We start from the raw sequence: 12,886 nt of genomic DNA on the forward strand, positions 1-12,886 counted from the left end.
GTGACTGTGATCCGGCGAGTCTGGCCCAACGACTGGCAGTTGTGGCGTTCGCTGCGTCTGGCCGCCTTGGCCGACTCGCCGGACGCGTTCGATTCGCGGCTTGCCGATTGGCAGGGCGACGGTGACAACGAGCAGCGATGGCGCAACCGTTTGCGCAGCGTAGAGGCGAATTTCGTAGCCGTGACGGCGAGCGAGACAGTTGGAATGATCAGCGGTGTACATGGTGCTGATGCCCGCGAGATCGAGTTGATTTCGCTGTGGGTGGCGCCCTCGGCCCGCGGGCTCGGGCTCGGCACAGATCTGATTCGCGCTGTCATGGACTGGGCCGCTACCGATCCGTCGGCTGAAAGGGTGGTTCTCCGGGTACACAAGCGAAATGTGCGGGCACAGGAGCTGTACCGCCGCAACGGATTCAGGCTGGTTGGGTCCGTGTCGGCGAGCAACCTCGAGATGAGTCATCCACTCCGGAAAAGGATTCGCATCGGCCTGCACTCCGGCCAGCAGTACACCGATTTTGAATCGATGCGCTCGCTGTGGCGTGATGCCGAACAACTCGGGTATGACTGGATTTCGGTGTTCGACCACTATCGGCCGCCGATCTTCGGTCCGGATGGGCCATGCATGGATGGCCCATCTATTCTCGCTGCACTAGCGGCAGTCACGCCGCGCGTGCAGTGCGCATTGCTGGTTGCATCACCGGTTTGGCGACATCCCGCCGTGGCGGCGACAATTGCCGCGACCATCGATCAGGTGAGCGGTGGACGGCTGGAATTCGGTGTCGGCGTCGGCGGAAGCGACCTTGCTCACGAGCAGTTCGGGATCGCGCAACCAACACTGCGCGCCCGGTACCAGCAACTGGACGAGACTTGCCGGATTCTGCGACTGCTGTGGGACGGCGGACCGGTCGAGTTCAGCGGCCAGCACTATCTACTTCGCGACGCATTTCTGAATCCTCGCCCAGTACAACGCAATGTGCCGCTGATCATCGGGGGTGCGGGCGAAAAGCAGACGTTACCGTTGGTCGCCGCCCACGCCGATACATGGAACAGCCTGCCACTGTCCCCCCCTGTTTATGCCCACAAGACTCACGTGCTCGAGAAACTGTGCAGCGAGATAGGCAGGGACAAGCAAGTCCGTCAGTCCTTGACCTTCCGCGCAGTGATCCGGCCGAGCGCTCAACATGCGTCACAAGAGCGCGACAAGCTCGGATCCAGCGCGCGACGCGCAGACTTGCCCGAGTACGTGTCTTTCGGCACCGCGGCCGAATGCCTGGACACACTCGCTCCTTACGTCGAGCTCGGAGTCCGCGACTTCCTTCTCGGTGCCCGCCCCCCGGTGGACCTCGAGACTGTCGAGCGATTCGCTCTCGAGGTGGCGCCGGTATTGCGTGCGCTGGCAGCATCATGACACTGCATTGGCGGCTCACCGGCGAACCGGATCTCGTGCACGCGATCATCGAGCAGTCCGACATCCAGATGGCTGCACTGACTAACACCCCTGTGCCACAGCGGCACCCGGAGTCAACCCGACGGCTCGTCGCCGGCGGCCACGTGTGGCTCGGTCTGACTGACGCGCGGCCCGTGGTCACTGTGACAGTCGGGGAGGTGTCATCCTTCGATGCGGACGAAGCGGGTATGCCTCAAGTCGAAACTGCCTGGTACATGCAACGACTGGCGGTGGCTCCAGGAGCGACCAGCCAGCTGCCCGGGTTTCACGCCGTGCGGCACGCCGTCCGCCGGGCAAGTATGGCGGGTGTAGATGTTCTCCGTGCCGAGGCCAACCCCGATCTGCCGACATTATCGATGTTGCTGAAGATCGGCTTCGATCGCTATGGCACCGACGATTCGGGGCCGGCCCGACGGACGTTTCTCCAACTGAGCCTATGACCGGCTTTCGCGTTCGGCAACGAGCAATCGGCAGGACTCGACGTGGGTCTGAGCTGGTCTCGGAGTTCGAGCTCGACAACGGCGCTGTACGCGTCGCCGTCTGGGAGTACGGTGCAACGCTGGTTCGGGTTGAGGTACCCGACCTCGATGGTGGAAGACACAACCTGGTAGTCGGGCTACCGACGCTCGCGGACTACGAAACCCTCGATGGTCGGGTGTACCTCGGAACGACATTGGGCCGCTTCGCCCGCGTCGTGGGCAAGGGCCAGCTGATCATCGAGGAACGCCGTCATCAACTGCGACAGAACGCTGGCGCGCATCATATCCACGGGGGGCCCGAAGGTTTCGACACCCGTGTGTGGCAGGGGCGCGCCGAGTCCGGCATGACCTCCAGTCGCGTGATTTTCGAGTTGACCAGCCCGGACGGCGACCAGGGCTATCCTGGTACTTTGTCTGCCACAACCACCTACGAACTCGACGCGAACAACCGTTTGACCGTCGATTTCGATGCGACAACCGACGCCACGACGCTGTGCGGTCTCAGCACGCACACCTTCTGGAATCTCGGTGATACAGACACGATCGACGACCACGAACTCGGGCTCCGAACCACCGCCAGGCTGCAAGCAGACGCTGAGTTCGTGCCGACTGGGATCTTGCTGCCAGTGTCTGGAACAGCCTTCGACTTCAGCCGATCTCGCGTCATAGGTAGCGCCGCCCTCGATGCATTCTTGGTGTTGGACGGCGGAGAATCCATCGCAGTACTGCACGACCCGGTCACCCTGCGATCTGTCGTCGTCGGCACCGACCAAACCGGGCTCGCTGTATACACCGGCGACCACCTACCGAACCGACCGCGGGCTGGACTATGTCTGCAGCCCAGCGCATGGCCAGACGCTCCCAATCAACACGGCTTTCCCTCGGCACTGCTACGGCCAGGGGAGAACTACCACAGCAGAACGACATTCGACCTGCTGTTCGATGGGTTGCCGGACAACGAAGGAAACAGCCGATGACAGCATCCAGGAAGCTCCTGTACGGAGTGGTTCACATACCTGCCCTGCCAGGCACACCGTTCCATCGGAGCGGGACGTTCCCCGACATCGTGCGCGGGGTGCTCGACCAAGCGCAGGCTATGTCGGCCGGTGGTATGGATGGAGCATTGCTACAGACCGTGGACAGGGTCTATAGCGTCCAAGACAGCGCTGATCCCGCCCGGGTAGCGGCCATGAGCATCCTTGCTCATGAAGTGCGAAACCAATCGCCGACCGAATTCGCTGTCGGTGTGCAGATCATGCGGCATGCGGTCAGCGCTTCACTGGCAGTCGCAAAACTCACCGGAGCGAGTTTCGTTCGTGCTGATGCAATCGTCGGTGCGACTCTGTCGACCCATGGATGGGTCGAGCCTGACCCGCTGCAGATAATGACCTACCGCAAGACCATCGAGGCAATGGACGTCGATCTGATCGCGGACATCGACTCGATGCACTACCAGTGGGCTGGTGTGAACGAGTCCACCGGCGGTGTGGCCAAACGAGCGCTCACGGTAGGAGCCGACGCGGTCTGCATCGCCCATCCCGATACCGAGCAAACCCAACGTAAAGTCACCGACATCCGCCAACGCACGCCGGGCGCTCGAATCATGCTCGGTGGTTTCGTAGATCACGAAAACGCGGCAAAAGTGCTTGCCGATGCCGACGGCGCCTTCGTCAGCGGCTGCCTAGTGGACAAGCGAACACCAGACCGGGTCGACGTACACCGAGTTCAAGAGCTGGTACAAACCGTACGAGGCCTGGCATGAGCCGATATTCGCTCCACGAGGTTCGCAAGCAAACCCTCGCGCTACCATCAGATTTCCCCGACCTTTTGCATGCGGCAAAACGTGACGCTGCGCGAGCCATCACCTCAGCTCACAGAATCGAAAGGGTAATCGTGCTCGGGAGCGGAGACTCCCTCAACGCCGCAGTCGCTTGCCGTACAGCGTTCACCACAGCCGGAACGGCCGAGTTTGTTGCGATGTCGCCCGATGAATTCCTCCGCTTCCCACCTCCTAACCAACGCCTTCCGGACCACGTTCTCGTCATCGGAGTGTCCGCATCGGGCGCCAACCCTGCCTTGGTCCAAGCCCTCGCATCCACACGGCTGGCAGGCTGCCAGACCGTAGCCGTCACTGCCGAACAGAGTTCGCCGCTGGCTACGACCGCCCACAACACGGTGGTCGTAAAAACCGGTTCAACCTTACCGTCGCCGGGGATACGCACCTACCAGGCAAGCGTGGTCGCCTTGCTCTGCCTCGCACGACAATTGTTCCGCGGACATCACTACTTCGAGGGGCTCGACGACGTCGAGACCCTGAGCGATGCCATCAGCGAGTCGATCGAGCTCGCTACTGCGATGGCACCGAAACTGGCCACCCATCTGTGCGGAGTTCCGGTCGTCGTGGTGGCAGGATTCGGTCCGATGGTCGGTACGGCACGCCACATCGCCGCTAAGGTCACCGAAAGCGCGGCGGTGCCCGCCTTCGGCGTGGGGCTGGACGATTGGTGGCATGTACACCGATTCGGTCACGCCGCGGGGCAGCCGTTGCTCGTCATCGCTACCCCCGGCCGCGGTCACGAGCATGCGGTCGCAATGATGCAGCGCATCAGCGCACGGCGGCCGGTGATCACACTGACCGCGGTGGATGACTCAGCAACGCACACCGCGTCGATGGCCGCGCTGGAATCGGTGACGGTCGCAGGCGGTGTTCCCGAGGTCGCACGCCCCCTCACTGACCACGTCTTGGGCGGACCGCTCGCTGCGGAGCTCGCTCACGCTCGCAACATGGTTCCATTCGCGAACCCCTGATTTCGTTGTCGGTCGAGGAAGGCTCGGAGCCGATTCAGCCCGGTGTCGAGTTCGCTCCAGCGCCGTGATGTGGTGACCCGAACGACTCCCCCGGAGAGGCAGAAGGTCAGCAAACCGGGGAACACCGAAACACCTTCGTGGTCGAGCAGGTCACGAAAGGCAAGGTAGGAATCGTCATAGTCGCTCAACGCTAGTGCAGTGTTGATGGAGTACCTAGCCACAGCAACTTCGGTGTTCGGTAGTACCAACCGTTGGGTGGCGATGTCACGCATGCCGATGAGAGTCGCTTCTCGCCCATCGCGTTCTGCGGTATAGCTTGAGTATGCCGACTGTAGAGTTGCGAGGGTCAACCCGTATCCGGACTCGAACTCCGCCAAGTGGTGTGGGGAGATGTCGGACACGCCCTCGTTACGCCATCGCTCCATTCGGGCCAACACCTCGACTGCGGTATAGAAGAACGACGGTGGCCCCCCGAAGTTGCTCGACGCGTACTCGTAGTACTCGTCAACGAAGCGTTCGCCGGCTAGGATCCAGCCGATCTTCATACCCGGCGCCGACCAGTTCTTGGACAAGCTACTGATCCGCACCACATTGTCGGCAGCACGCGCTGATGACAGCTTCGGCTGCGGACCCAACCATTCGTGGCACTCGTCCAGAAGGATGATGGTGGCTGGATTCGCGGCTCGGATCAGGCTCGCAAGCTCTTCTTCGGCGAGCGGTGCGCCCGTCGGATTGGTCACTGTCTGGAGAAGAACGAGCGGAGTGTCGGGCCGCAGTTGCTCCAAGACTGGTCGGATCGAGGTCGTGCCGTCCACCAGCGGCGTAGGTACCAGGCTCACTGGACCCCGGCGCGCAATCGACTCGAGTAGTGGCGGATAGTTCGGGATTCCACACAGAGCAGGTGCACTCGATCTGTGTCCGGTGAGGACGAAATCGGCCAGACTGCTGACGGCAAAGGTACCGCCGAGGGTCAGCGCCACATTGTCCATCGTGTACCCGGCACCATGAACCCGCATCGATTCGTACGCGGCCACAGCTTCTCGGGAAGATTCGCGACCGCGCGAGTCCGAATAACCATACCAATCCTGGCCGAGTGCGAAATCAATACAGTCCTTGATGGTTGCCGGTAGTCCCCAATGCTCCTCGTCCACCGAGCCGGTGGACAGTAGCAGGTGATCGTCCCGATACAAAGCACCGTACAGATCGTCACGAAAATAGTGGTTGAACGTCTCCTTGACGAACCGCACTGTGGCGCGCGATCGCAGAATCTGCTCGGCGTCGACGATCCGTCGTGGTTTCGACGCGCGCCACGCCGCAGCCAAATCCGGTCGTGTGCTTCGGGCACCGACAGCTTCCTCGACTCGTCCGAGATAGAGATCTCGCAGTTCGAATGGGTTCTCGGGGTCGAGTGCACGCTCGTAAATATCGGTCAACGACTGGTCGGGCCCGAATTCCATTCCAACCGTGGGTGCCTGTGAACGAGTCAGCTCCTGCCGACGCTTCGACGCGTCCGAGATCGGGGCGTAGCGGCTTGGATCAGCAAACAGCCCGTTTATGGTCATGATGCCGCCTCGGCAAGCCGCAGCCGCCTCAGGTGCCGTGGTGATCGGTCATCCGCTCGTCCGCCAGCCGTGCGCCCGTGAAAATACTCCGCGTTGTCGAACACAACCAATAGCCCAGGCCGCCAGGTCACGCCGAAGCAGTCGCAGTCATACATCGCCGCAAACAGCTTGGTCAGAGCGCTGTTCACCGCCGCAGGGGTCGTCGCGGCCGATCCGCAGTACTCCCATCGCAGCGGAGTGCCCTGGAAGTCGCGAACCGAGAAAACCGGCCGGCCACGCTCCTCGCGCAGAAATGTTGGGCTGCCCTGACTGTCTGCGTAGCGGGTTTCGGCAAGGATTGCTCGATCAGTCTCGGAGAGTGCCTCGAACACCGCGTGCATCGGGACGAGGACCGTCGAGGCCTGACCGGAAAGTCCGGCAGCGACACAGAGCAGAGCGATGAAACGAGGCTGATCACCCGCCGGTACACGGCTGCTCTCGGTATGAATCGACAACCAGTTCGCGGCAAATGGCTGCATATCCGGATCTGATGTCGCCGGCCGACCAGCGACAAGATTGAGGATCACGCCCTCGTCGACATAGGGTTGGACGGCACTCGACCTTTCCGGCTGGGCGACACCTAACAATGCGCCGAAAGCGATGAACTCGCTGGTTGTCATCGGCCGGTCCAACGCGACGAGCGCTACGCCTTGCGAGACCAACTGCGCCCGGGTGCGTCGACCGATGGCATCGGGATCCGACGATGATAGATGCGCCGGTGTCGACGGAAAGGGGTAGCCGTGGTCATGGCCAAGGCGAAGTCGGCGCAGAGCGACATGAGGGTGCGTAGACTCTTCCCGAAAGGTGCCTATCACTGGATCACCTCGGCGGGGACGTAGTCCAATACGATGCCACGCTGAAGTTTTCCTGTCGCAGTGCGCGGGATCGTATCGACCTCATACCAGCGGCGCGGCAACGCATTCGGCGACACCGTGTATGCCAACTGCAGTCGAACCTCGTCCACGGTGCCTTCGCGCAGGATCATGAACGCGACGACTTCCTCGCCCAGCAGCGGATGCGGTAGAGCAACGCAGGCGGCGTCTACGACCGCTGGCACCGCGAGCAAACTGTGTTCGAGTTCCTCGAGCGAGACTGCTTCACCCTTGACATTGGCGATGTTCTTGATTCGTCCAGTGAGAGTGTAATAGCGTCGATTGCCGGGACCGACATGCCAATGTCCCAAGTCGCCGCTGTGAAACCATCCACCGGCGAACGCATCCCGGGTCAAATCGGGAGCAGAGGCGTAGCCATCCATGATATTTGGCCCACGCATGCAGATCTCGCCAGTTTCGCCTTGATCGAGCACGTCACCGGTCGGCGACAGCACCGCGACCTCGTTGCCCGGGAAGGCGATCCCGACTGTCGGTATCTGTGCATCGAGAATCAATGCGCGGTAGTCCCCGTCGGCAAGGTCGATCGGCAGAGTTGTCGAGAAGTTCGTCGTCTCGGTCAGGCCATATCCTTGCACCACTCGCAACCCGAACGCCTCCATCACGCGTCGTGCCAGAGATGCAGTCAGCGGCGCGGCCGCGGTGACGACATACTGCAGCGAGCTCGGGGGCCGCCACCCGCGGCCGGTTACCAACAGTGCTTCCAGCACAGTGGGCACGACACTGGCGATTCGGGGGCGATGCGCATCCAGCATCGCACGGTATGGCAGCGGCGACAGGCTTTGAGGGAGTAGTACATGTGCACCGGCATTGAGCACTCCGACCACAGTGAAATGGACGCCGTTGACGTGATGTATTGGTAGTCCGCCAGCGATCGTGTCTTCCGCGCGCAGGCTATGGTGACGTCGTAGTCCGTGTGCATTGGCGAGCACCGCACGATGGCTCTGCACGACGAGTTTGCTAGCCGCGGTCGAGCCCGAGGTTCCGAACATGAACGCCGCCATGCCCGGTGTCGGGACGTGGTCGACAGCCGAGTCGATGACTGCAGCCGTTGGATCCCACATCGGGATCAGTCGCGCGAGCTCGCTCAAGACGTCCGGAACGTGCGATGAGCGCAGCACGGCAACCGTCGGATGCGCGGACAGTATCGACCGTAACCGATCGATCGGGTCCGATGGGTTCAAAAGCAGGCAGGTTCCACCAGCGCGGAGCACCGCGAACAGGGCAACAACAGTGTCTATGTCGTTGACTGCCAGCACACCGACTCGACTGCCGCGCAGCCCATCCGGGCCAGCTAGCCAGGCAGCAATGACACGGCTTCGCTCGTCCAACCCACCGTAGGTGAGGACTTCTGGTTCTCCGCGATCAGGAAACCAGGTGAGATATGGTGCCGAGGGCGTGCTCGCCGCCCGTCGGAACAACACGTCGACTATAGTTTCATCGACGTCAAACTCATTGTCCAGGAGCATTTTCGACGTCGATTGGACTTGCTGCGCCAGGCTTATGCGCACCGCATCTGCGATGGTCGCAACCGATCCGAATCGCTCGTGGGTGAGTTGATCGGCCATCATGACCATCTCGAACTCTTCCTCGAGACGCATGATCAGCGTCACCACTGCCAAAGAATCCAGCGCAATCGGCGATTCTGCAGCACCGATCGATCCCGGTGTCGACGCGGTCAGGCTGTCAACGATCCTGCCTACACGCCCTTCGATATCGTCGATCATGGGCGCAGCTGTCCCGTAAGGGGGCCGGAGATATCCCTACAAGTCGCTGCATTCGGCAGATCCTCTGCAAGAAATATCGTCTGCGCCATCATCTTGTAGCCCGACATCTTCTCACGAAATGTTTCAATGGATTCTTCTGGATGAACAGAATCGATGACCGCGTGCGGGCCGATAGCGTTGAACTGATGCGAAACCCCACGGGGAATCTGCATGTCTACCCAAGAATTCTCGTCGACAATGAGATTGTGTCGGATGACCGGAACAGAGTCAGGGGTATCGGGAACATCGTCGATGAATATCTTCGGCAGGAACGAGGTGACGCCTTCGACATTCGTCACCGCAAACGGAGAGAGACTGGACACACGGATACGAGTATCGGGACCCGTCATCATCCGGACGAATCGAAGTCCTGTATGGAGGTGCATGCGCGAGCAGATATCGCGTTCATTGACATCGTAGAAGTCCATGAGGTAGCGGTCTGCGAAGTAGCCGTCGAATGGCGACTCCAGCATATACACGTCACCTTCCTCGAACGTTTGAGCCCGAACAACGCCGTCACCGTCTGAGCGGGTTGCGACCGGACTTTTATGCCCGCTGCGAACGATTCCACTCAATGTCTCAACCACCGCCAACGCAACTTCCGGTGCAAATTTTGCCACTGGAGTTACTCTGCACCGGCCGCCATCCTGAAATGTTAGAACATTACGAGTCTCATTCTCGTCATCGGGCGCCCTCTTCAGATTATCAGTCATCAGGTAGTACTCCTCCCCGGTCCAGCACGAATTCCGTTGATATCCCCGTTTACGAAAGGTTCGCATATGAATGCGCGCTCACCCAATGGCAAGCACCCCCGAAACAGAACTGTTCGCAGACGTCCCACTTGCCTCCGCCGGCGACACATCAAGGCGAGATCCTTTGGCAGACAGAATCTTCCAAAGGTTCGACCGAGCCGTCGATGCCGTTCTGCCACAGCTTCCCACACCGAATACGAGCCAGCACATCGACAGATTTGCCAGATCCAAAATATTGACCAAGAAAGGATCCGATGCTACCGCGACAGACGATACCTACATAATTCAGTCGAGCCGTTGACAGCGACGACAAGGACTGGTAATTGTAATTTCAGTCGTAGATACCGGGATTATGAGGGCTTCGATCGGGGGTGACTTTGCCGCGCCAAGTTCTGCACCGGAACTGGCGTCGACGTCAAAGGTGCAATATTTAGACAGTGACCGTTCTAGGCCGCAAATCATCTCGCGATGGCTTCGACGGCGATGATTCATATCTGATGCGCAAACGATCACTCGTGCACGCTATCGAGATTGAGAGACGAATGAACTTTCCACAGGTTCAAGCCGATAGCAGCCATTTACTGCTGACAGCGCTCCACGATGGCACTGCTGAGTTGAATATCGGCGGTCGCCGCCTCCGGGGCATAGAGCTGGCCGAGGCTGTCGGCGCGGTTGCAGTCCAGGTCGCGGGGGCAAAGCGCGTCGGCGTCGCGACTGCGGATCCGCTGGAGACAATCGTCGCGATCGCGGGTGTCCTTGTCTCCGGAGCCGTGGCAGTACCGTTGGCAACAACATTGTCCAGCACCGAGCGCGACCACATCGAGCAGGACTGCGAACCTGATCTGATCGTCGACCGTGTCGACCTGGCCTCCCGGGCACCGCTACCAGCACACGACCGCGCAGACGAACAACCCGCTCTTATCCTCTACACATCAGGATCCACTGGCCGACCAAAGGGGGTGGTGCTTTCCCGCAACGCCATTGCCTTCGACCTCGACCAGCTCGCCCTGGCGTGGGAATGGTCCCCGGCAGATACGCTGAGCCATGGGCTGCCGCTGTCCCATGTACACGGACTGGTGTTCGGGGCATTGGGCCCACTTCGCATCGGCTCGCCGCTGGTTTATACCGATGGCTTATTGCGTCCGGTTTCCCACGCCACGATGTATTTTGGGGTGCCGGCGCTGTGGTCGCTGCTGACCGACACACAGCTGCGTGACATGCGCGGTGCTCGCCTTTTCGCTAGTGGCGCAGCACCCTTGTCGGCCACCTTGTACCAGCGTATCGCCGATGTTTCAGGCCTTCAGGTATTCGATCGCTACGCCTTGACCGAGACCCTCGTCAATACCGCACCGCGCGTGGGCGAGAACAGAGGCCATGCACTGCTCGGGTCCCCCCTCCCCGGGGTAGATGTAGAGCTCCGAGATGTCGGACTACCGGACAATGTGGGCGAGGTTGTGGTGCGGGGACCCAATCTGTTCCTCGGGTATCTGGGACAGCCGGCTCCATTCGATGACGAAGGCTGGTTCACCACTGGCGATCTCGGGAAGTGGGTCGACGAGTCGCTACGCCTGGTCGGTCGGCGCGCGACCGACCTCATCAAGACCGCGGGCTACCGGGTCGGCGCGGGCGAAGTCGAGGATGCTTTGTTGAGCCATCCAGCAGTCGTTGAGGCAGCCGTCCTGGGGGTGCGCGACGATGCACTCGGCGAGAAAGTGACGGCTTGGCTGGTCACGTCGACCAAGGTTACGAAACGAGCACTGCACGAGCATGCTGCTCACCTGTTATCACCATACAAGCAACCGTTGGAAATCCACCTGGTCAGCGAGCTGCCAAGAAATCGGCTGGGAAAGATTCAGAAAGCCCAGCTCCTCACCGACGAGCAAAGGCCCAAATGGTGACGATTGACGTGTTGGGGCTCCCGGCTCGGCAGCCCAAGCCCAGAAGTAGAGGCCTGACGGTCTGCATCGATTCAGGACTGCCGATATCCATGTTTCAGGATGTGATCGAGTCCAACGGAAGTCACCTAGATATCGTGAAGTTCGGTTGGGGAACAGCGCTAGTGACAGGAAAAATCGAGCAAAAGCTCGATGTCCTCCGGCACCACGGTATCGAGTTCCTCTTCGGCGGAACGTTGTTCGAAAAATACGCAAGCAGGGGCTGCGTCGACGAGTACCGACGCCTATGCCTCGATTATGGATGCCGCCTGGTCGAGATCTCGAACGGAACAATCGAGATGGACAGAGATACGAAGGGAAAATATATCGACCAATTCGCCCGAGATTTCGACGTCTTCGGGGAGGTCGGGTTCAAAGACCAACCGAGATCAGAGCTGTTGTCGCCAAGTCAGTGGATCGAGGCAATCGAATCAGATCTCCACCACGGCGCAAAGCGAGTGCTATTGGAGTCACGAGAATCGGCAACCAGCGGGATCTGCCGACCAGATGGCGAGCTCAGGATCGGTCTGATCGAGGATATTCTCAAGTCAGATGTCGGCAGCCAAAACCTGATCTTCGAGACTCCGACTTCAAAACTGCAGACGTACTTCATCAAGCGAATCGGACCCGAGGTAAACCTGGGCAACATCGGAATGCTCGATATCGTTCCGCTTGAGACGCTCCGACTGGGCCTCAGATCCGACACGCTACTAGCTCACCACGATCACTTTGAGAAACCGCCCGTGGCACCCCTTCGAGGCGACATGCAGGAGAAGATATGAGATCGACATCCGACGCATTCCACATCGCGATTCCGACGCGAAGCCTCCCCGAGGCTGAGCACTTCTACCGACAACTGCTCGGTTGTCCGCTAGCGCGCAGATACGATGACCGGCTCACCTTCGACTTCTTCGGCGACCAGCTGGTCTGCCATTTGTCGCCAGAAGAAGAGAGTCAATCACCCGATCTATATCCCCGCCATTTTGGCATAACATTCCACAATCGAACAGACTTCGATGCGTTATTGCGGCTTGTCGAACTAAGAAAAGTACCGGTGTTCCGAGAGGAACAATTGCGCTTCCCAGGCACAGTCGAGGAGCACAGCACACTCGTGCTGATCGACCCCACAGAGAATCTTCTCGAGTTCAAACACTATATCGATCCGCGCATGATGTTCTGACGCCGCACCAGCTTTGGCTCGAATGCGCAA

12 protein-coding genes are annotated in these 12,886 nt (G+C 60.2%); 8 read left to right on the top strand and 4 right to left on the bottom strand.

The features are described 5' to 3' along the window. Genes ACFVVI_RS11865 through ACFVVI_RS11885 form a run of 5 tightly spaced genes read left to right on the top strand, consistent with a single transcriptional unit; the run spans nucleotide 1 to nucleotide 4,733 of the window. Nucleotides 1-1,407, top strand: coding sequence for an LLM class flavin-dependent oxidoreductase (locus ACFVVI_RS11865; RefSeq protein WP_387445242.1), 1,407 nt, complete (start codon nucleotides 1-3; stop codon nucleotides 1,405-1,407). Then, nucleotides 1,404-1,886, top strand: coding sequence for a hypothetical protein (locus ACFVVI_RS11870; protein WP_387445244.1), 483 nt, complete (start codon nucleotides 1,404-1,406; stop codon nucleotides 1,884-1,886). Before ACFVVI_RS11865 ends, ACFVVI_RS11870 begins: the two co-directional genes overlap by 4 nt. Beyond that, nucleotides 1,883-2,902 carry an aldose epimerase family protein gene (locus ACFVVI_RS11875; RefSeq protein ID WP_387445245.1) on the top strand — a complete coding sequence of 340 codons (1,020 nt, stop codon included), beginning with the start codon at nucleotides 1,883-1,885 and terminating at the stop codon, nucleotides 2,900-2,902. The genes ACFVVI_RS11870 and ACFVVI_RS11875 overlap by 4 nt, the downstream gene beginning before the upstream one ends. Further along, the gene (locus ACFVVI_RS11880; protein ID WP_387445246.1) at nucleotides 2,899-3,687 is read left to right on the top strand and encodes a BtpA/SgcQ family protein; all 789 of its coding nucleotides are present in this window, start codon (nucleotides 2,899-2,901) and stop codon (nucleotides 3,685-3,687) included. Before ACFVVI_RS11875 ends, ACFVVI_RS11880 begins: the two co-directional genes overlap by 4 nt. Beyond that, a complete protein-coding gene (locus ACFVVI_RS11885) occupies nucleotides 3,684-4,733 on the top strand; it encodes an SIS domain-containing protein (protein WP_387445248.1) in 1,050 nt (349 codons plus the stop codon). Before ACFVVI_RS11880 ends, ACFVVI_RS11885 begins: the two co-directional genes overlap by 4 nt. Here the strand turns inward: ACFVVI_RS11885 and ACFVVI_RS11890 are convergent. Genes ACFVVI_RS11890 through ACFVVI_RS11905 form a run of 4 tightly spaced genes read right to left on the bottom strand, consistent with a single transcriptional unit; the run spans nucleotide 4,697 to nucleotide 9,703 of the window. Further along, complete coding sequence (locus tag ACFVVI_RS11890) at nucleotides 4,697-6,295, bottom strand: pyridoxal phosphate-dependent aminotransferase (protein WP_387445249.1); 1,599 nt, start codon at nucleotides 6,293-6,295, stop codon at nucleotides 4,697-4,699. The two genes, ACFVVI_RS11885 and ACFVVI_RS11890, sit on opposite strands and share 37 nt — an antisense overlap. Next, nucleotides 6,292-7,149, bottom strand: coding sequence for a TauD/TfdA family dioxygenase (locus tag ACFVVI_RS11895; RefSeq protein ID WP_387445250.1), 858 nt, complete (start codon nucleotides 7,147-7,149; stop codon nucleotides 6,292-6,294). Before ACFVVI_RS11895 ends, ACFVVI_RS11890 begins: the two co-directional genes overlap by 4 nt. Continuing rightward, nucleotides 7,146-8,951 carry an AMP-binding protein gene (locus tag ACFVVI_RS11900; RefSeq protein WP_387445251.1) on the bottom strand — a complete coding sequence of 602 codons (1,806 nt, stop codon included), beginning with the start codon at nucleotides 8,949-8,951 and terminating at the stop codon, nucleotides 7,146-7,148. The genes ACFVVI_RS11895 and ACFVVI_RS11900 overlap by 4 nt, the downstream gene beginning before the upstream one ends. Then, nucleotides 8,948-9,703: a hypothetical protein gene (locus tag ACFVVI_RS11905; protein ID WP_387445252.1), complete on the bottom strand. Its 756-nt coding sequence runs from the start codon at nucleotides 9,701-9,703 to the stop codon at nucleotides 8,948-8,950. Before ACFVVI_RS11905 ends, ACFVVI_RS11900 begins: the two co-directional genes overlap by 4 nt. 476 nt (nucleotides 9,704-10,179) lie before the next feature. On the opposite strand from ACFVVI_RS11905, the gene ACFVVI_RS11910 reads away from it, so the two are divergent. The 3 genes from ACFVVI_RS11910 to ACFVVI_RS11920 are packed head-to-tail and all read left to right on the top strand — an operon-like array spanning nucleotide 10,180 to nucleotide 12,856. Further along, a complete protein-coding gene (locus ACFVVI_RS11910; protein WP_387445254.1) occupies nucleotides 10,180-11,640 on the top strand; it encodes an AMP-binding protein in 1,461 nt (486 codons plus the stop codon). Then, nucleotides 11,637-12,458, top strand: a complete 822-nt coding sequence (locus tag ACFVVI_RS11915) for a phosphosulfolactate synthase (protein WP_387445255.1) — start codon at nucleotides 11,637-11,639, stop codon at nucleotides 12,456-12,458. Before ACFVVI_RS11910 ends, ACFVVI_RS11915 begins: the two co-directional genes overlap by 4 nt. Beyond that, nucleotides 12,455-12,856 carry a VOC family protein gene (locus ACFVVI_RS11920; protein ID WP_387445257.1) on the top strand — a complete coding sequence of 134 codons (402 nt, stop codon included), beginning with the start codon at nucleotides 12,455-12,457 and terminating at the stop codon, nucleotides 12,854-12,856. The genes ACFVVI_RS11915 and ACFVVI_RS11920 overlap by 4 nt, the downstream gene beginning before the upstream one ends. The last annotated feature ends 30 nt before the right edge of the window (nucleotides 12,857-12,886 follow it).

It is taken from the genome of Nocardia sp. NPDC058114 (assembly GCF_042884695.1).
GTDB lineage: Bacteria > Actinomycetota > Actinomycetes > Mycobacteriales > Mycobacteriaceae > Nocardia.